Source organism: Clostridium sp. TW13 (assembly GCF_024345225.1).
Classification (GTDB): domain Bacteria; phylum Bacillota; class Clostridia; order Clostridiales; family Clostridiaceae; genus Inconstantimicrobium; species Inconstantimicrobium mannanitabidum.
Genome location: NZ_BROD01000001.1, coordinates 2,516,663 through 2,537,859 on the forward strand (window position 1 = coordinate 2,516,663; position 21,197 = coordinate 2,537,859).

Consider the following 21,197-nt stretch of genomic DNA (forward strand, 5'->3'; position numbering starts at 1 on the left):
AATTAATAAACTATAACTCTTCTCTATTTACTGCCCTTAATTATTTCTATCTCTTCTTTTGTAACTTTATTGTTTGAATACCTAGCTTTTTCATAAATAGCCGTTATTTTATCCAGATTATCTGCAGTTGTATTAAATATTTCCTGTCTTATCTCATTTGCAGTATAAAACTCATTAATAAATACATTCTTCTTTCTATACTTTAAGATTCTATTCCTATACGCCCTTCTTACCTTACCCTTTTCATCTGGACGGAAAGTCGGTAATATTCTCTTTCTCTCTTTCACTGCTTTTTTCGTATCTTCCCCATTATCTACTTTATCAAAAACAAAAGTTACCTTTTCATCGTTCATGAACTTCTTTATATATAATAAAAATCCGTTTAGTACCATATAACTTATAGCCAGTAAAATTAGAATAGCTATAACTTTAAATAAGAAACTAAATATATATCCTAATACAAGAAATACCTTTGACTGCTTGCCTGCATACTTATTTATATCAATTTTTGCAAGATTTAATTTAGGCACCTCATTTTTCTTCTTAGCATTATTAGATGAAGTATCATTAGGATTGGCTCTTTGCCAAATGGTCATTGCCCCTTTAGCTAAATCTTGAGTTATATAATGTGCATTTTCAAATACTCCAAGTCCGAATAAAGAAATCATACTTATAATTATTAACGCAGCTATTTGAATTAAGAATATATTACCATTCTTATTCTTATATCCTTTACCCTCCTTAGTAATCAAAAATAACTTTGTATTTCTTGCCTTACATACATAAGTAATCCCAACTAACATAATTAGTATAGCCACTATCAATGTAAGATTTTGTATGTCATCTAAACCGAAAACTGCTGGAAGCAAGATTTGAAACATCAATCCAAATTCATACTGGAATACCTTTCCCATTGTAAACTTAAAATACTGCACTTTAGAACTTTTATTAAAGCAAATATACGTCCACAAAAGTAAAAGAATTTCAAATAAATACTGTTTACTTAATATTAATATCAGTGTAGATACTAAAAATACTCCTAGCACACCTAAAAGAAATTTACTTTTTCTTGCTATTTTCACTCTAAAACATGTCATAATTAATATAGGGATTAGTAACATTAATCCCAAATAAGTCATTGATGAATTTCCAGTTAAAGCTCTATTGAAAAAGGCAACCAAAGGATATATACACAAGTAGTGTAAAACATCCTCTGCTAACTCATGCATTAAATTTTTTACATACTTATGACTTATATACTCTTCTGTAATTTCACAAATATCTACTCTCTCACTCATAAGTTCACATCCCATAATATTACTTCATCTAAATTTTCCACTAATGCATCTACATCATATTCTTTAGGAATTATCCATTGCACATCAAATTTGTTTGCTTTAGCATTTTCAATTGATGCTACAATATCTTTCCCCCTGTTGTTTGAAATTACAATCCATAACGGTTGATTTTCACCTTTTAAAACTTCCTCATTAATATAACTTCCAATATTGTTCTCATTATTTTCAGTTATACTAATTCTAGCTAAATTCCTATTAAATAAAATGCCATGATCTCCTTCACATCCTGCTTCTTGTGAAATATTAATGTTAGTTTCACGATCTACTGAATCAGTTATTAACCCAACTTTTATTCCTTGTGTAGTGAATTCATTGTATAGTGTGGCAGCTATTCTTATTCCTTCTTCAATAACATCATCACTTACCCACGAGTTATCTTTTTGGGAACTTAAGAATATAATAACTTCCTGACTTGAAGTATAATCATAAACATTTACTTTTAGTTCTCCAGTTCTTGCTGTAGCACTCCAGTTTACATCTTTTATGCTATCATATGTGGAATAATCTCTAATTCCTTTCTTCTCATATGGATCATAAACTAAATGCTTTCTCGTAATAACTTCACCTAAAAGTTTTTCAAACTTAACATCTATTATTAGGTTTGATAATAGCTTAGGGAACACATATAACTCATTTGCAACATCAAATCTTTTAACGAATTTATTGGTAACAAACAAATCTGTAGTTATTAATTCTGCATTGTTTATTGTATAAAAACCTCGCTTCTTTCCCTTTATAGCTATCTCTCTCTCTAACTTTTCATGTCCAAATAAAGATAATTCTTCACTTCTATGATCTAATTTTGATATATTATTATCATCTTGAGTTTCATCAAATTCAAGATTAGCTGATAGCACATATTGTGTTCTAAGCCACCATAGAGGCATAAATTTTCTATTAATAAAGGTACGTTTTAACTTTGTTTCTTCACCTTCAAATATAGCTTCATCTTGAAATTCCATTAGGAATTCTACATCTTTGAAAGCATGTTTTAAATATAATTTATTTTGCAATTTAAAGAATATCAGGATTATAACTATAATCAATATTACTTCCATATTCTCACCTAATTTCTTTCTTTACCCCAAGACTCTGTTGGTACTTCAACTGTTCTAACTATTTGTCTAACTATCTCTTCACAACTAAAATTTCCTTTAATTTTTAGTGCATTCTTTACTATAAGTCTATGTCCAAATACATATGGTGCTAAAGTTATAACATCATCAGGAGTTACAAAATCCCTTCCATTTATTGCTGCATACACTTGAGCTGCCTTAAGCATAGCAAGAGATCCTCTTGGACTTACGCCTAAAATTATATTATCATCATGCAAAGTAGCTTCAACTATCTTTAATATAAATTCTTGAACATCATCGCTGACAAAAATCTTTCTGCACACTTTTCTTGCTTCAATTATTTCTTCTTTGCCACATACACTTTGTAATTCTTCTAGCGGATCATCCTCAATAAAACGTTTGAAGATTTGCTTTCCTTCTTCTAAAGTTGGATGTCCCATGTTTATTTTAATTAAAAATCTATCCAATTGTGCTTCAGGCAATGGGAAAGTTCCCTGAGATTCTACAGGGTTTTGAGATGCAATTACAAAGAATGGACTATCTAACTTATAGGTTGTCCCATCTATAGAAACTTGTTTTTCTTCCATACACTCTAATAAACTTGATTGAGTTCTTGGAGTTGCTCTATTAATTTCATCTGCTAATAGTATGTTTGTAAAAACTGGTCCTTTTCTTAATGTAAATTCTCCTTCTTTTTGATTGTAGTAGTTTATACCAGTTAAATCAGAAGGCATCAAATCAGGTGTAAATTGTACTCTTTTGAAATCACAATTTATTGATTTAGCTAAACTTCTCGCCAATACTGTTTTACCTGTACCTGGCACATCTTCAAGTAGAACATGTCCACCTGCAATTAGTGATGTAGTTATAATATTAATAACTGTATCCTTTCCTATAATAACCTTTTGTACATTTGTTTTAATTTTTTCAGCTAATACTTTTACTTCCATAACTTTTCTCTCCATTCTCAGTACTTTTTACCATTTAATTGTTTAACTATATTATATACTCATTTTCACGAAAATCAAAACGTTTTCTCTCACTAAATTTTCTTAAATCTTTATAAAAATACTATAAAATTCATTATGTAGTTTTTTTTACTCCCTTATACTATTGTAAAATGGTAATTTAATATAAATAGTATAAAAAACAGATGGTAAGCACCTAAAAATTAGGTTAGCTTCCCATCTTTATTTCAAAATATAAATACAACCTTAGTTGTTTTTTTTAATTCTATTGTATTCTGCTATCTTCTCATTTAACTTTTCAGCCATCTTCATATCCTTCTTATATGAAATAATTTTAACTAAAATATACACTATGATTATGAGAACTATAAGAGATACTATATAATACAACGGTTTAGTTGGATCTATCCAATCAAATAGATATGCACATACTATTACTATAGTACTTACTAAAATAAATTGAATGCATGTCCTAATAATAGCTTGTTTTTTACTAAGTTCTTTCTTTGAATAATATAATAAATCCGATAGAGATGTAAGGAATGTAACCAATAACATTTGCCACAAAATGCTTACATGCAAAGATGCTTCTTTTTCAAATAATGATATATAGATTGCAGTTGCAAACATAACACCTGTATTTATAGTGCAAAATAAAACAACAAACTCTTTAAATGTTTTTTTCATTCATACTCCTCCTACAGACCTAATTTTTTCTTCAATTCTGGTACAAACTGTCTTGAGATTATTACCCTTTCTTTATTATTAAGAAGTACTTCAAATCTCCCATTAAATGCAGGACTTAATTTTTGAATCTTGGCTAAATTAATGATTGTTGATTTAGTGGCCCTAAAAAAATCAGTATTACTATACTCTTCTTCAATTTCATAAAGTTTTAACTTAGATTCAAATACTCTTTTTTCACAATAAATAAAAATCTTATTATCCACAGCTTCGAAATAATATACATCATTTGCATCTATCATATGCATTTGACCATCACTTATTCCAACCAACTTCTTTTGCTGCATTTTCACACCATAAATCATTTGTAGCAAAGACTCATCTAATCTATTACAGCGAATTATAATCTCATCTTCTTGTCCTTCTTTTACATCTTCTATGACTATTTTCATATATCCCCCCATACACAATAACAACAATACTATATCTTATATTTTAAATGTAACTTAATAACTATTCCACTATTTATTGATTATATTGCTATCTATCTCTTATCCTTCTCTTTTGTAATACTAAAAGTGCTAATAATATAAATAAAAAACTACTTCCTATTAATATTGATATTTTTTCAAAACTATCTACTGAATTACTTCCCCATGATACTGATATCCCCATATATTCTTTATACTTATTTATAGCACTTGCAGGAGCGCCTTTAAAAACAACATCTATGGCATCCTTAACATAGACTTCTCTCATTAAAGATGTTCCATAAACTATAGGAAAGAGTTTTACACCTTTCTGAACAAGTTCTGGTAACATTCCCATAGGAAGATACATCCCAGAAATAAATCCAACTAATGTTCCAACTATAGTATTCATTGCAGAAAATGCACTTGATGTATGAATAAAAACACATATAAAATATATAAAACAAGATGAGGCAAAAACATTTACTACAGTAATACCTATAACTTTAAATACAGCATTTAATGATAATAACGATCCTCCCGTTAATCCTATATATATTTCTGATACTCCTATAGTTATGAAGCATAATACACAGCCCATAGCAAAGGCAGCTAATATATATCCTAATGTAAGCTTAAATTTACTTACTGGTGAAACCCAAAAAGCACCCATTCTCTTTTTATCTTCATCTTCTATCATAATTCCAACTACTGCAAGAGTAACAGTTACAGAATTCACAACAATTATACCAGCCATAACCCATGAATTCACTAGAAATGTTGCCTTCACTCTTTCAACAGATACTAATCCTAAAACATTATCTACGTTCATTTTTCCTAAAAAAATCACCATTAGTCCTATAATTATAAACATTGATAATAGAGAAAAAAATACAGTGGTTTTATCCTTTAAATATAGAAGTATATTTCTTTTTGTTAACATCATTACTGTTTTCATTTCTAAGCCTCCCTTAATGACTTTCCTGTAATATTTAAAAATGCATCTTCCATTGTTCCTTGTACTACCTCAAAAGAATTTATATGCTGTTGAAGTTTTTCAAGCAAAGATATTGCAAATAGGCTATTAGGGATCTCTATATTCAATCTATTAGTGTCTTCCTTATATTTAATGCTATTTGATTTCAAAATACTTTTTACCGTCTCCTTATTAGCTGGTTCCACTTTTAGCTTATCCATAGAATACTCTTCTTTTAATTTAAACGGAGTTCCACTAGCTACAATTCTCCCTGCATCCATAACAGAAATATGTTGTGCTTTTGCTGCCTCTTCCATATAGTGAGTTGTTAAAAATACAGTCATTTTCATTTCTTTTCTTAAATACTCTATACTATTCCATAAATTCTGACGAGTTTTAGGATCAAGCCCTGTAGTTGGCTCATCCAAAAACAAAATTTCTGGAGTATTCATAAGTGCTCTTGCTATATCGCAACTTCTCTTCTGTCCACCAGATAACTCTTTAAAAGGTCTATTTAACAAATCTCCTATTTTTAATATCTCACATACGTTGTCCAAATTCTTTTTTATCTTTTTTGTATTGCTTTCATATAAATAGGCTCTTGAAATTAGATTTTGTTTTACAGTTAATAATCCATCTAAAGAATTTTCTTGAAACACCACTCCTATTTTATTTCTTATTTCCTTATCTTTCTTTCCAAGTTCCATCCCACACACTTGTACATTGCCTGAAGTCTTTTGTGCTAGGGTGCAGATCATATTTATGGTTGTAGATTTACCAGCACCATTAACCCCTAAGAAGCCAAACAATTCTCCTTTTTGTACTTCAAAACTAATATCATTAACTGCTTTTACATTACCAAAACTTTTACTCAAATTTTTAACCTTTATTATAGTTTCCATACTCTATATTCTCCTTTTTTCTTTGTTAACCTTGGCTACAAATCAAGTATATTTGCATAACAAAAAACCTACAATACCATTTATTGTAGGTTGCATTAGTGAGTGTGTGAGTTACATATATAAGCATATATGTTACTGATTTTTATCTTATTATTTTACATATCTGAAATTGCATATTATTTATCTATAATTGAAAAACTAATTTTTAACCAAAGCATTAAAGGAGATGAACAAAATGAACTATAAAATGGCAGATATGAATGAAGCAGAAATTAAAGCAATACAAAAAGCTGAAGAATCATTAAAAGCTGAAACTGGTAAGGACTTTATATTGTTAGCTGTAGAACCAGATGATAAAAAGAAATAACTATTCTATTAAAAAAGTCCTAGAGATTTTCAAGCACTATGAATTCTATAAACAATATTATTTATAATTTCATAGTGCTTAATATATCTCTAGGATGCTCTTATTTAAATCGGTTATCTGTTTTATACAGCATTTGTTTTTGTTAGTTTTTTATTTCTGATTTATTCTTACTATATGGATTGTTAAATAAAGTAATTCCTCATAAGAAATTTCTTTATCTAATGCATTTTTAATATATTCTTCAATTAATTTTGCACACTTAAATTCTACAGGATATTCCTTAGTAATTTGATTGAAAATGAAACTATCTCTTGATTCAATAATTTTTCCATCAAGCAACCGCTGTATAAAGAACTGAAGATGAGTTAAAAATCTCGAATAATTTATTGAGTCCTTATCAATTTTTATTCCTAAATTATATTGAACTATATTAAATATAGCTTTCAAAAGTTTTACAGTTAGTAAGGTATTTTGCATTTCTCCCTCGTCTGTTTGAGCATTTACTATATGAAAAGCTATATTGGCAGCTTCTTCTTCTAATAATTCTATATTTAATTTTTCATTGATATACTTTACTGAATAAATACCAATTTCAAATTCCTTGGGATAAAACTTTTTAACTTCCCATATTAAACGATTTTGTATAGTAATATTCTTTTTATACCTCTCAATTGCATACGAAATATGATCTATTAATGTAATAAAAAGCTGGTCACTTAACTTTTTACCTAAATTTCTATTTGCATAATTTATAATATAATTGGTTATTTCAACATATTCACTTGGAGTTTGTTCAATAAGTCTAACATATTCTTTCATAGTAGTTTCATTTTTAAGAACAAATATTTTTTCAATTTTTTCTTTCTCTAAGACATCTCCTACTTTACTATTAAAACCAAGCCCTTTTCCCATAACAATAATTTCTTTTTTATTTTCATCTTCTGCTAAAATCAGGCTATTATTAAGTATTTTTCTTATGTTCATATCTTATTCACTCCAATATTATTTTCCTTATAAATTAGGCTTTGCTATTTTTAGTATTAAGATACATCGTTTAATCCCAAATACCTTTAATTAAACAAAGCCATAAATAAAATATTAAGCTAAATCACTACCATTAGTTACTATAACATTTTTATACCAGTAAAAACTCTTTTTCTTAATTCTTCTTAAATCCTTTAAATCAAATTCATCTCTGTCTACATAAATAAACCCATAACGCTTACCATAACCTTGATGTGTACTTACAACATCAATTGCTGACCAAGGGCAATATCCCATCACGTCAACGCCATCTGTTATAGCTAACTGTAATTGCTCTAAGTGCTTTTTTATGTATTCAATTCTATAATCATCATTTACTATATCATCTTCTTCTAATACATCAGGTGCACCTATTCCATTTTCAGTAATTAAAATAGGCAAGTTATATCTTTCATATACTTTTCTAAGAGTCATTCTTAAACCTACTGGATCCACAACCCATCCATATTTTGTTTTTCCTACATATGGATTTTCAGTAGCTCGATAAACACCTTGCTCTCCTAGCATTATTTGCTGATCTCCTGCTCTCGCACTTACATCAGACGCATCGTTTTTACTTGCAGCTATAGTTGCTGTGGAATAATAATTAATAGCTACAAAATCTGGTTTCCCATTTTTCAAAATTTCCATGTCCCCATCTTGTATAGTTGGAGCTAATTTTCTATCTACTAGATAACTCCATGCTAAAGGATTATATACTCCTTTTACTGCAACATCTAAAAAATTCCAGCATCGTATAGATTCCCAATTATGAGCAGCTATAGCATCATCCGGATTAGATGTATCTTGATACATCGCTGTTGTATTAAGTGCTGGACCAATTTTCCCATTAGCACACATTTCATGACATAACTTCATAGTCAATGCTTGAGCTAAGAGCATATGATGATTTTGTTTATACAACTCTTTTTTACTAGGTAATGTAGAACCTTTTGGAGTTCCTATAGCTCCTGGATGAAGAATCATTGTGTTTTGCTCATTTATTGTTAGCCAATACTTAACCTTGGAACCAAAACGTTCAAATAAAACTTTAGCATATCCTAAGAACGCATTAATGGTATCACGATTGCCCCATCCACCTTTTTGCTCTAACACATATGGTAAATCAAAATGATACATAGTAACTATTGGCTCTATGTTATTTTTAATTAATTCATCAATTAAATCATTATAAAAATTAATTCCTTTTTCATTTATTTCTCCTACTCCATAAGGGATAATTCTGGTCCATGCAATTGAAAAGCGGTACGCCTTTAATCCCATTTCTGCAAATAATTTCACATCTTCTTTATACCTATGATAATGATCACTTGCTATTTTAAAATCTGCTGTTCCCTCAGGATGATTACACATATCTATTATTGAAGGACTTTTTCCATCTTCATTCCATGCCCCCTCAACTTGATATGCTGAAGTTGATGCTCCCCATAAAAAGCTTTTAGGAAAATCTTTTGTATTAGTATAAATCATCTTTAAATCTCCTCTTTCTATGTTAAATATTCTATCATGAAATAATTATTTATTTAACTGTAATAATCTTTTCTCCAAATGATATATATTTATTTTTTTCTCCAACTATGCTTTCATATTTATCTGAATTAATAATTATTACTGGAGTAACAGTATCATATCCTAATTTCTTTATTTCATCTGCATCAAATTCTAATAATTTGTCTCCTATATTAATTCTATCTCCTTCTTTAACATAAGTTTTATAATGTTTTCCTTCAAGATTCACAGTATCAATACCTACATGTATTAACATTTCCACACCATTATCTCCCTTAATTGCTACTGCATGTTTTGATTCTAGTACTGTAGCAACTACACCATTAATTGGTGCACATACTATGCCTTCATTTGGAATTATAGCTACTCCCTGTCCTAGCAATCCACTTGCAAATACATCATCATTTACTTCACTTAAAGAAATTATCTCACCTGATAATGGGCTAACTACTTCAAATGTTTCATTTATAGCTTTAGTAGCATCATAATTTTTTTCTGTAAATAGATCAATTGAATCTCTATCTTCATTAGCTAATTGATTTTCTTCTATAGGATCATCAAATCCTAAAATCCAAGTTAGTGCAAAAGTAACTACAAAAGCAATTAAACAAGTGATTAATGCATGAACAATATTCATCGGATTTTTACCTATAAATACTGGAAGTGCTGCAAGCCCTGGTGATACAAATGCATAACGTACAAGCCCTGTAATTCCTGCATAAATACCTGCACATCCACCACCTATCATAGATGCTATTAACGGCTTTTTAAGTTTTAAAGTTACTCCGTAAAGTGATGGTTCTGTTATACCTATAAGTGCTGTAATACCTGCTGATCCTGCTAATTGTTTTAGGTTCTTATTTTTAGATTTAACAGCTACACATACTGTTGCTGCACCTTGTGCTATGTTAGAAGCTAACATTCCTGGTCCGTTGATCATTTCTGCACCCTTAGTTGAAAGTTGCATAGTTGCAATTGGTGTCATTGCCCAAGCTGTTCCTGTTACTACTAGTAGTGGTTGGAATGCACCCATTAATAAAGGAATTAACCAGCTAGCTCTTGAGTTTATGAATTCTGCTCCAGCAGCTACTAAATCATTAAGATATGTTCCAATTGGTCCGATTACAATTAATGCTAGTGGTGCTGTAAGTAATAATATTATTAGTGGTTTTGTGAAAAATTTTATAATTGATGGTGATACTTTATCTGCAAATCTTTCAATATAAGACATCACCCATACAGTTATAATAATAGGTAATACTGAGCCTGAATAATCAGCTAAAGTTACAGGGATACCAAATAAATGAACTGGACCTCCTGCTGCCATGAACTTAGCTAAAGTTGGATGTAATAATACTCCTGCTAATGTCATTGCAAGAATTGGACTACATTCAAATTTTATTGCTGCTCCATAAGCTAATAATACTGGCATGAAATAGAATGCTGAATCAGCAATCATATTTAATATTTGATAAGTTTGACTTTTATCAGTCATTACACCAGTTAATGTTAAAATTGCAAGAAGAGCTTTTATCATACCTGCCCCAGTGATAGCGGGAATCATTGGTGTAAATGTAGTAGATATTATACTAATTAAATGAGATACTATCCCTTCTTTTTTTTCATCTTTATTTGATGCTTTATTAGCTCCTTCTAAATTTCCTGTTTCATGAATTATTGCTCTATAAGCTTGTTGTACCTCATTTCCAATAACTACTTGAAATTGTCCACCTTTATCAACAACGCTAATTACTCCAGGTAACTCACCAATTTTTTTCACTTCAACTTTAGACATATCATTAAATTCAAATCGAAGTCTTGTGGCACAATGAGTCAACCGTCTTATATTCTCACCTCCACCCACAAGTTGTAAAATTTGAAGTCCTACTTTTTTATAATCCATTTTTATCACTCCTCCTATTTTTTAATATAAAAAAGACCTAAATAAAATGAACCTATCATAATTAGATAAGTGCACTTTTATTTAGGTCTTGCCTGCATTACCAGTAACACGCCTTAACAAAATGTGTTAAAACATATTTAATTGAAAACATTTACTTCTATATATGAATAATATCATACTTTATCTACACATGCAATATATTTTGTAGAATTTTATTTTTTTAATGTGCATTATGTCAAAAAAAGTCCTAGATTAATTCTAGGACTTACTCTTGATAGATATATTTATGCTGTGATTCTATTTACATTAAATTCTTATGCAAATGGATTTTCTGTTTTATATAACATTCCTTTTGGTAGATTGAATCCAACTTCTTCTACTCCTAAGTATCTGAATAGATTGAAGATTGCTTTTCCATAATATCCAAAAGCAACTGCTCCATGATGAGGATAATTTCTTTCAATTAATACATGACGGTAGAATCTTCCCATTTCAGGAATTGCAAATACTCCTATTGCTCCAAAAGAACGAGTAACTACAGGTAAAACTTCTCCTTCTGCTACATAAGCTCTTAACTTAGCATCTGCAGAACTTTGAAGACGGAAGAAAGTAATCTTTCCTGGCATCTTGTTTCCTTCGCCAAGTTCTGCTTCCATACTAGCTATAACTTCTGGAATTCTTGGATCATTTGCATGCTCATTAAATGCTGCAAATAAATCTAGTTCTAAATTTTCTTGAATTTCTACTCCTAGGTTATATAATTGTTTAATTGGAGCGTTACAAGCTAAGAAAATTTGTTATTACAATCATATACCATTGAAAAACTTTCCTTTTCTAAAATTGAATAAAGAATCTCATGAATGTATCGATATATATACTATAATTTTATTCGTTGTGCTATTTAATAATAACAGACTCTATAACAAAATTATTCGCTATACTTATGCTTTTATTAAAGGCTTATGTCCAAGTAATTATGCTATAATTAGCTTTTTAACCTTATTGTTTAAGAAGATAAGTATTAAAACTCATCTAAACATTTAAACAACTTTTACTTAGCTATTATAGAAACTTAAAATATAAAAACTATCTTAAAGTTCATTGAAATATTTATGATTCAAAATTACTATAACATATTGGCTTGTAGCTCTTGTGATATTGCCCATAAGTATCCAATTAAACCATATGAAAATTATCTATATATAGCACAATCAATTAAAATTATTTATAACCATTAAGTTATTCATATGAATTGTAAGAAATAAACACTTACACCACTACTATATCACTAAATATTTTATAGTTTAATTCATAAGAAAACTGCCATTTTAACACATAAGATAAAATACATAAATCAGGAGGAAACAAAATATGAAAATAAGAAAACTTTATAGTGTTGGAAATAAAATAATGCTCCAAATAATAGCCTTGGTAGTAAGTATATGTTGCATATCCTCTCTACTATCATACTACAAAACAAAAACAAATATATTGAATACTATGAATGATACATTAATAGAGAGAACAAAAGATAGTGCATCTTCAATAGAAAGAGAATTCTATCATAGACAAGAACAATTAAATTATATTGCTTCATTATCAGAAATACAATCAATGAATTGGAGTTTACAACAGCCACTACTATTAAATGAAATAAAAAAGTGGAACTATGATGGAATGTTCATTATGGATACTAATGGAAAGGGATATTACGCTGCAACATCTGAAATCAAAGATCAATCCAAAGACAGCTTTTTTAAAACAATGAAAGAAAAAGGATCTTTTATTACTGAACCTTTTATTAGGAAAGAACAGAAAGAATCTATAACAACCATTGTTACCCCAATTAAAAATAATAAAAATGCTATAGTTGGTTATCTATGTGGTACTATAAAATTAGATGATATAAATAAAATTGTTCAGTCTGTAAAAATGGGCAATGATGGATATGCATTTTTATTAAATAGTTCTGGTAATTTTGTTGCACATCAAAAAATGGATGTTGTCATAAACGGAACTAATTTCACAAATTATTTTAATAAAAATTCAGATAAAACAATCAGTAAAAATCTTCAAGATATTTTAAGTAAAATAAATTCTACTACAACATCAGTTGAAAAACTTAATTTAAAAGACTCTAGTATTTTTATCTCTCATACTCAAGTAAAAAATACACCTTGGTCAGTATGCCTTGTTGTTTCTCAAAAAGATATTTTAAGTGGAATTAGTGAAATTGCAGTGCAACAATTAATTTTGACAATTCTATTTATAATTGTTGGCATAGTAATTTCTATATTTATGAGAAAATATCTTTCGTCAGAAATAAATAATGTAAAACAGTATTCATCAGAATTATCTGCATATAATTTGTCTTATAGAGGAAAAGTAAAAACTAATAATGAATTCGGACAAGTTATAGAGGCTTTAAATTCAGGGGTTGAAACATTAAACTCAACAATCAAAGAAGTTAAGCTTAACAGTAATGAAATATGCTCTAGCAGTGAACAAATAGATTTGATGTTATCTGAAATTTCCTCTGAACTAGAAACATCAGCAGCAACAACAGAAGAAATATCAGCTAGTATGGAAGAATGTAATGCCTCCTTGCATGAGGTTAACTCAACTTCACAGTTAATAAGTAATAACACGAAAATTATGGTAAACAAAGCTAATGAAAGTGTTAAACTGGCAAAAAAAATTGAAGAGGATGCAACTCTCATCCATTCTGAAACTACTATATCAAAAGAGAATATTGAAAAAACCTACAAAAATTGCAGTATGAAATTAAAAGAGGCATTAGATAAAATCTCAATCGTTGAGAATATATCCTCAATGACAAATAGCATATTAGATATTTCAGAACAAACTAATTTGCTTTCTCTTAATGCATCAATAGAAGCCGCAAGAGCCGGAGAGCATGGAAAAGGTTTTGCTGTTGTAGCAGATGAAGTAAGAAAATTAGCTGAGGAATCATCTGTTACTGTTATCAACATACAACAAAATGTAGATAAAGCTTTAAATGCTGTCAAAGATCTATCTAGCACTTCAGAAGAGTTGTTATCAGTAGTAGAAAAAGATATATTAAATGATTATAAAAAATTGAGTGATGTTGCATTATCTTACAAATCAGCAGGAATTAATGTTAAACATATGGCATCAGACTTCTCAGATATTTCAGGTGAAATTTCTGATTCAATAGACACTATTGCTACTAATATTGAAGAACTTACAGAAGCTATTTCTGTTGTTTCTGAATCTTCAATCACTATAGCAGAAAATATGAACAACATTAATTCAAAGAAAGAATCTATATTAAATAACTCTGCAGAAAATAGGAGCAAATCTTCTAAGTTGTCTGACTTAGTAAACAAGTTTAACCTATAGCAATCAAACATCAAATACCTCGTATATTTTTATATTTTAGAAATAACCAATATGCATAATCCTAACTTTAAAAGTTGAAATTACATCATACTTTCATACAACAAATATTGCAAATCGTTTTACCTTATGGGCAACAAGATCTTTAACAATGTCCTTTAATAGCTTAAAGTGAATAAAATTGTATACAAATAAAAAACAAGGTGATATCGAACTTTATATTCAGTTTGATATCACCTATTAATAAATATTTGAACTTTCTATTTGTTTTTAGCTGTTTACATTAAATTCTTATGCAAATGGATTTTCTGTTTTATATAACATTCCTTTTGGTTGGTTGAATCCAACTTCTTCTACTCCTAAGTATCTGAATAGATTGAAGATTGCTTTTCCGTAGTGTCCAAAAGCAACTGCTCCATGGTGAGGATAGTTTCTTTCAATTAATACATGACGGTAGAATCTTCCCATTTCAGGAATTGCAAATACTCCTATTGCTCCAAAAGAACGAGTAGCTACAGGTAAAACTTCTCCTTCTGCTACATAAGCTCTTAACTTAGCATCTGCAGAACTTTGAAGACGGAAGAAAGTAATTTTTCCTGGCATTATATCTCCTTCTAATGTTCCACGAGTAATGTTTGGCTCTTGATTTGGCTCTAAAGCTCTTGCCATAATCTTTTGGTTCTTCATTGAACAGAAAGATAATTTACATGCTGCTGTATTTCCGCAGTGAAAGCCCATGAAAGTATCTTTTAATGTATAGTCAAATTTACCTTTGATTTCTTCATTGTACATATCTGCTGGTACTGTATTGTTGATATCAAGTAAAGTAACTACATCTTTGCTTATGCAAGTTCCAATGTATTCACTTAATGCTCCATATATATCAACTTCACAAGATACTGCAATTCCTCTTGCTGTTAATCTACTATTTACATAACAAGGAACAAATCCAAATTGTGTTTGGAATGATGGCCAACATTTGTTAGCAAATACTACATACTTTCTTGATCCCTTATGAGCTTCCATCCAATCTAATAAGGTAAGTTCATATTGAGCAAGCTTTGGTAATATTCCTGGCATCTTGTTTCCTTCGCCAAGTTCTGCTTCCATACTAGCTATAACTTCTGGAATTCTTGGATCATTTGCATGTTCATTAAATGCTGCAAATAAATCTAGTTCTGAATTTTCTTCAATTTCTACTCCTAGGTTATATAATTGTTTAATTGGAGCGTTACAAGCTAAGAAATCTTGTGGACGAGGTCCAAAAGAAATTATCTTTAAATCTTTTAATCCAAGTAAAGTAGTTGCAACTGGAATGAATTCTCCAATCATTTCTGCTACTTCTGCTGGTGTTCCTACTGGATATTCTGGGATGTAAGCTTTGATTTCACGAAGAGCTAAGTTGTAGCTTGCATTAAGCATTCCACAGTAAGCATCTCCACGATCATCTAATAATTTATCTCCAGCTTCTTCTGCTGCAGCAACAAACATAACTGGGCCACCAAATTCTTTAGCAAGTAGAGTTTCAGCAGTTTCTGGTCCGAAGTTTCCTAGGTAAACTACTAATGCGTTTACTCCTGCTTCTTTAACTTCAGCTAAAGCTTTTACCATATCTTTTTCATTTTCTACAGCAGTTGGACATTCATAAATATCACCAACAGTTGCTTTGTAAGCTTCAACTACAGCCTTTCTACGATTAACTGATAGTGACATTGGGAAACAATCACGGCTTACAGCAACAATTCCTATTTTAACTTCTGGTATATTATTCATAATTAATTCCTCCATTTTTTTAATTTTATATAGGTTGTTCACCTCATATTTGAATATATTAATTGTTTTATATTTAAATATATAAACATTATTTAAGAGATATATTTTCTCCAACTAATCCAATAAAGGCTCCTTGTGATCCTAAATCAGTATCTTTGTGTCCAATTAACCATTTGTTTCTTGCAAATAATAATGCATCTTCACCAGTTTTCTCCACTGATTTTTCTAAAGGAAGATTGGTATATTTTGGTAAAACAACTACACACTTAAATCCTGTATCTTCTACATTGCATGGAGCATAGTGAAGAGTAGTTGCATAAACTTCTATAGCAGTTCCTGCTGGTACAAGGAATGCTTCTATATTTGAAGTAGCATATGAGTAATCGTCTTCAATATCTTGTTGAGAACCTATAAGTAGTATAAGATCAGTCACTGCAATGTTTATTTCAGATGAACGATGATATTCTACTGCATTTAACATATAGTTATTACCATTGCAATATCCTATTTGTATTGGTAATCCACCATATTCTCTATTTTGTAGTTCATTAAATATATCTAAAGATTCTAACACCTTAACTGAAGGTTCATACACAACATCACTTGGTAATGGTGTAGAGTTCTTCATTGTTTCTATAATTTCGGAACAATCATAGCTTTTAAGAATTTGTCCATACTTTTTGAAAGCTGGATCTGTGACCTTTTTTATAACCATAATAAGCACACCTCTCTTAAATTTTAGTTTTATTTTATTTAATATAGAATATTGATTTGATATTTTAAATTAATGATAAGGTGAAGTTTTCACCTTATCATTAATCATTTAAGGCTTAATTACTTTAATAAAGCTAATGTCTTGTTTACAACATTTTCTACGGTAAATCCATATTGCTTAAATAATACACTAGCATTTCCTGACGCTCCAAATGTATCTAGAGAAATAACTTCTCCATCAAGACCTACATATTTATGCCATCCAAAAGAAGTTAAAGCTTCAACAGCAACTCTAGCTCTTACTGAGTTTGGCAATACACTTTCTTTATATTCTGATGATTGAGCATCAAATAAATCTAATGATGGCATGCTTACAACTCTAGCATCTACTCCATTAGCAGCTAATTCATCAGCTGCTTTGTAGATTAACTCTACTTCTGAACCTGAAGCCATAAGAATTACATCTGGTTGAGCTTTCTTAGAATCCTTAAGAATGTATCCACCCTTTAATGCTTCTCTACCGCTTTCAGCATATAGAGGTAGGTTTTGTCTTGTTAGCACTAAAGATGTTGGTGTAGTTCCATTAGTTACTGCATAATACCATGCTGCAGCAGTTTCCTTTGAATCAGCTGGTCTAAATACTGTCATGTTTGGCATACTTCTTAAAGCAGCTAATTGTTCTATTGGTTGATGAGTTGGTCCATCTTCTCCAACACCTATACTATCATGTGTTAAAACATAAGTTACAGGTAAGTTCATTAGAGCTGATAATCTCATAGAACCCTTCATATAATCACTGAAGACAAAGAAGGTTGAGCAATATGGAACCAATCCACCATGAGCACAGATACCATTAACAATAGCTGCCATAGCATGTTCTCTTACTCCAAAGTGAAGATTTGATCCACTTCTATCCTCTGCTGAGAAATCTCCTCTCTTATTCATGTGAGTTTTATTTGAAGGTGCAAGGTCTGCAGATCCTCCAAAGAAGTTTGGTATTATATCAGCTAATCTGTTTATTATTTCTCCTGAAGATTGTCTTGTAGCCATTGACTTATTATCAAAACTCCAAAATTCTTCACTATCTAAAGCTGCCTTATCAACTTCTCCACTTAACCATTTTGAATATTCTTCAGCTAATTCAGGATATTCCTTCTTATATTCATCAAACAACTTGTCCCAAGCTTCTTCTTTCTTAACTCCTGCTTCAACATATTCATCCATGTTAGAATATACTTCATCTGGTACATAGAAAGCAGGTTCAACCTTCCAACCTAAGTTTTCTTTTAATTCCTTAACATTATCAGCACCTAGAGGCTCTCCATGAGCTGAAGCTTTTCCTTGTTTAGCAGGACATCCAAAGCCAATTTGGTTCTTAACGATTATAAGAGTTGGCTTTGAAGTTTCTTTCTTTCCAGCTTCTATAGCTTCTGATATTGCATCTATGTCATTTCCATCAGCAACTTTTAATACTTGCCATCCATAAGCTTCATATCTCTTAGCTACATCTTCCCTAAAAGCTATATCAGTATTTCCTTCTATTGAAATATTGTTTGAATCATATAAAACTATAAGTTTACCAAGACCTAAAGTACCTGCTAAAGATGAAGCTTCTCCTGAAATACCTTCCATTAGACATCCATCACCTACTATTGAGTAAGTATAATGATCTACTACATCATAGTTAGGTTTGTTAAATTTATCTGCAAGATGCGCTTCAGCCATAGCCATACCTACAGCATTACAGATACCTTGTCCAAGTGGTCCTGTTGTGATTTCAACACCTTTAGTGTGACCATATTCAGGATGTCCAGGTGTTAAACTACCTACTTGTCTAAAATTCTTTATATCTTCAACAGTAATTCCATATCCAAATAAATGTAATAATGAATACTCTAACATTGAACCATGTCCTGCTGATAATATAAATCTATCTCTATTATCCCATTTAGGATTCTTTCCATTGTGATTCATCTTTGTCCATAACGTAAATGCCATAGTTGCAGCACCTAGTGGTAATCCTGGGTGGCCTGATTGTGATTTTTCTATAGCATCTGCTGATAAAACTCTGATTGCATTTATAGATAATTTATCTAATTCTCTACTCATTTTCTACCTCACCTTTTTATGTTTATATGCTTATAAATTCTTCTATAGGTTTATCTACTAAGATATACCCTATTTAGCGAAAGCTGCTTCCCAGTCTTTCTTGAATTTTTCTAATCCTTGATCAGTTAGTGGATGCTTAACCATTTGTTGTACTAAGTTATAAGGAACTGTTGCAATGTGTGCTCCAGCTCTTGCTGCTTCTATAACATGGATTGGATTTCTTACGCTAGCTGCAATAATTTCTGTATCTATTCCATGAATTTCAAATATTTCAGCTATAACTCTTACTAGCTCCATACCATCCATTGATATATCATCAATTCTTCCTAAGAATGGGCTTACATAAGTAGCTCCAGCATTAGCTGCTAAAAGTGCTTGTGTAGCTGAGAATATTAATGTTACGTTTGTTTTTATTCCTTCTTTAGATAAAACTTTAACTGCCTTTAATCCTTCTACAGTCATTGGAATCTTTACTATCATATTCTTATGAATAGTAGCAATTTTTCTTCCCTCTTTGATCATTCCTGCTGCATCTTCGCTGATAACTTCTCCACTTATAGGACCATCAACTATATCAGTAATTTCCTTTATAACTTCATTAAAATCTCTGCCTTCTTTAGCAATAAGTGATGGGTTTGTAGTAACACCACAAATAACTCCCATTTCATTTGCCTCTTTAATATGTTCAACGTTGGCTGTGTCTAAAAATAATTTCATTTTTAACATCTCCTATTAATTACATTATATATTTTGAAGAATCTTATAAATCCCAGTCCTACTTTATTTCTAGGAATTCTTCTATAGGCAACATTGCTGCTCCTAATAGATAAGATTCAGTAAAATCTGCCACCTTTATATTACAATTACTTTCGTTTGTGAAAAGATTGTCCTTGTAAATAAACTTTCTTAAATCATCCATATTATCTTTAAGTAAATCATTAATGTCTCCACCGATAATTACACTATTAGGATCTAAAATCATTATTAAATTTGATATTCCAAGGGCTAAATTCTTTAAGTATTTATGTAATATGCCTATTGCTAAATCATCTTTACTTAAGTACTTTTGCTCAAAATCATCTATATCTAAAATTTTAATTTTGGCAGCTTCATTATAACCCTCTACTAAAGCATTTTTAGAAACATATCCTTCTAAGCATCCTCTGGAACCACATTTACACTGCTTACCATCAATCTCTATTTTCATATGTCCCATTTCACCTGAAGCATTATTATTACCACGATAAATCTTACCGTTTATTACTATACCGAGACCTAAGCCATCTGTAATTGATACATATAGCAAATTGTCTTGAACATGTTTCTTATCTAAAAACTCATAAAAAGCTGATAGATTTGCTTCATTATCTACATATATAGGAGTATTCAAATACTCAAAATGCTGCTTTAAGTCAAAGCTTTTTATTCCAAGGAAATAACAATATTTTATTACTCCCGTATCTGAATCCACTATACCAGGAATGGAAAAACCAATTCCTAATAGCTTATCTGTACTAATATTTTTTTCCTTTAACATTTGTTCTATATTTTCTTTAATAAGGTTTATGATATTTTCCATACCCTCATTGTTATGTCTAACCCTCATGCTTTCTACTATCTTCTTTTTTAAATTTACTAGGGATATTTTAATGTGTTTAGGTGTTAAAGCTACGCCCATAGAATATCTGCAATTTTCATCTATTCTAATTGCTATTGCTTTTCTACCTCCAGTAGACTCTACAGATCTCACATCTTCTACTATTGCTTCTTCTTTTAACTCATTTATATTAGTAGAAACTGTTGTTATGCTTATGTCCAGTTCTCTAGAGATATCTAGTTTGGTAATCTCATTTTCCTCAAGCAATAACTTTATAATTCTCTTTCTATTTGTTTCTTTTATTTTGCTGTGATTTATTTTCATAAAAATTTATCTGCTCCTTTAACAATTTACAATGTACAATTT

17 protein-coding genes and 1 pseudogene are annotated in these 21,197 nt (G+C 30.1%); 2 read left to right on the plus strand and 16 right to left on the minus strand.

Annotation, left to right across the window (positions count from 1 at the left end):
* Window positions 1-23 precede the first annotated feature (23 nt).
* The 7 genes from OCU47_RS12190 to OCU47_RS12220 form a co-directional block, all read right to left on the minus strand.
* On the minus strand, window positions 24-1,298 hold the full coding sequence (locus OCU47_RS12190; protein ID WP_261828874.1) for a hypothetical protein: 1,275 nt from the start codon (window positions 1,296-1,298) through the stop codon (window positions 24-26).
* Window positions 1,295-2,416 carry a DUF58 domain-containing protein gene (locus tag OCU47_RS12195; RefSeq protein ID WP_261828875.1) on the minus strand — a complete coding sequence of 374 codons (1,122 nt, stop codon included), beginning with the start codon at window positions 2,414-2,416 and terminating at the stop codon, window positions 1,295-1,297. Before OCU47_RS12195 ends, OCU47_RS12190 begins: the two co-directional genes overlap by 4 nt.
* An 8-nt stretch (window positions 2,417-2,424) precedes the next feature.
* Window positions 2,425-3,384 (minus strand): AAA family ATPase, encoded by a 960-nt coding sequence (locus OCU47_RS12200; RefSeq protein WP_261828876.1) that lies wholly within the window; start codon window positions 3,382-3,384, stop codon window positions 2,425-2,427.
* 264 nt (window positions 3,385-3,648) lie between these two features.
* A complete protein-coding gene (locus OCU47_RS12205) occupies window positions 3,649-4,089 on the minus strand; it encodes a DUF3021 domain-containing protein (RefSeq protein WP_261828877.1) in 441 nt (146 codons plus the stop codon).
* A gap of 11 nt (window positions 4,090-4,100) precedes the next feature.
* Window positions 4,101-4,538 carry a LytTR family DNA-binding domain-containing protein gene (locus tag OCU47_RS12210; RefSeq protein ID WP_261828878.1) on the minus strand — a complete coding sequence of 146 codons (438 nt, stop codon included), beginning with the start codon at window positions 4,536-4,538 and terminating at the stop codon, window positions 4,101-4,103.
* 88 nt (window positions 4,539-4,626) lie between these two features.
* Window positions 4,627-5,514 (minus strand): ABC transporter permease, encoded by an 888-nt coding sequence (locus OCU47_RS12215; protein ID WP_261828879.1) that lies wholly within the window; start codon window positions 5,512-5,514, stop codon window positions 4,627-4,629.
* 2 nt (window positions 5,515-5,516) lie between these two features.
* Window positions 5,517-6,434, minus strand: coding sequence for an ABC transporter ATP-binding protein (locus OCU47_RS12220; RefSeq protein ID WP_261828880.1), 918 nt, complete (start codon window positions 6,432-6,434; stop codon window positions 5,517-5,519).
* Window positions 6,435-6,669: 235 nt separating this feature from the next.
* Here OCU47_RS12220 and OCU47_RS12225 point away from each other — a divergent pair, with 235 nt between their 5' ends.
* Window positions 6,670-6,801, plus strand: a complete 132-nt coding sequence (locus OCU47_RS12225) for a hypothetical protein (RefSeq protein WP_261828881.1) — start codon at window positions 6,670-6,672, stop codon at window positions 6,799-6,801.
* A 150-nt stretch (window positions 6,802-6,951) separates the two neighbouring features.
* Here the strand turns inward: OCU47_RS12225 and licT are convergent, their stop codons facing one another.
* The 4 genes and pseudogenes from licT to OCU47_RS12245 all read right to left on the minus strand — a co-directional run.
* A complete protein-coding gene (gene licT / locus OCU47_RS12230) occupies window positions 6,952-7,785 on the minus strand; it encodes a BglG family transcription antiterminator LicT (protein ID WP_261828882.1) in 834 nt (277 codons plus the stop codon).
* A 114-nt stretch (window positions 7,786-7,899) separates the two neighbouring features.
* A complete protein-coding gene (locus tag OCU47_RS12235) occupies window positions 7,900-9,315 on the minus strand; it encodes a glycoside hydrolase family 1 protein (protein WP_261828883.1) in 1,416 nt (471 codons plus the stop codon).
* 49 nt (window positions 9,316-9,364) lie between these two features.
* Window positions 9,365-11,257 (minus strand): beta-glucoside-specific PTS transporter subunit IIABC, encoded by a 1,893-nt coding sequence (locus OCU47_RS12240; RefSeq protein ID WP_261828884.1) that lies wholly within the window; start codon window positions 11,255-11,257, stop codon window positions 9,365-9,367.
* Window positions 11,258-11,571: 314 nt separating this feature from the next.
* Window positions 11,572-11,895, minus strand: a pseudogene (locus OCU47_RS12245) (fucose isomerase); the annotation flags it as partial.
* Window positions 11,896-12,628: 733 nt separating this feature from the next.
* Here OCU47_RS12245 and OCU47_RS12250 point away from each other — a divergent pair.
* Window positions 12,629-14,641, plus strand: coding sequence for a methyl-accepting chemotaxis protein (locus tag OCU47_RS12250; protein ID WP_261828885.1), 2,013 nt, complete (start codon window positions 12,629-12,631; stop codon window positions 14,639-14,641).
* Between the two features lie 288 nt (window positions 14,642-14,929).
* Here OCU47_RS12250 and OCU47_RS12255 read toward each other — a convergent pair whose 3' ends face one another.
* The 5 genes from OCU47_RS12255 to OCU47_RS12275 form a co-directional block, all read right to left on the minus strand.
* Window positions 14,930-16,411 (minus strand): L-fucose/L-arabinose isomerase family protein, encoded by a 1,482-nt coding sequence (locus tag OCU47_RS12255; protein ID WP_261828886.1) that lies wholly within the window; start codon window positions 16,409-16,411, stop codon window positions 14,930-14,932.
* 88 nt (window positions 16,412-16,499) lie between these two features.
* Window positions 16,500-17,126, minus strand: a complete 627-nt coding sequence (locus tag OCU47_RS12260; protein ID WP_261828887.1) for a DUF4867 family protein — start codon at window positions 17,124-17,126, stop codon at window positions 16,500-16,502.
* A 119-nt stretch (window positions 17,127-17,245) separates the two neighbouring features.
* Window positions 17,246-19,234: a transketolase gene (gene tkt / locus OCU47_RS12265; protein WP_261828888.1), complete on the minus strand. Its 1,989-nt coding sequence runs from the start codon at window positions 19,232-19,234 to the stop codon at window positions 17,246-17,248.
* 69 nt (window positions 19,235-19,303) lie between these two features.
* A complete protein-coding gene (gene fsa, locus OCU47_RS12270; RefSeq protein WP_261828889.1) occupies window positions 19,304-19,951 on the minus strand; it encodes a fructose-6-phosphate aldolase in 648 nt (215 codons plus the stop codon).
* A 58-nt stretch (window positions 19,952-20,009) separates the two neighbouring features.
* Entirely contained in the window at window positions 20,010-21,155 is a 1,146-nt protein-coding gene (locus OCU47_RS12275; protein WP_261828890.1) for an ROK family transcriptional regulator, read from the minus strand.
* Window positions 21,156-21,197: the final 42 nt, after the last annotated feature.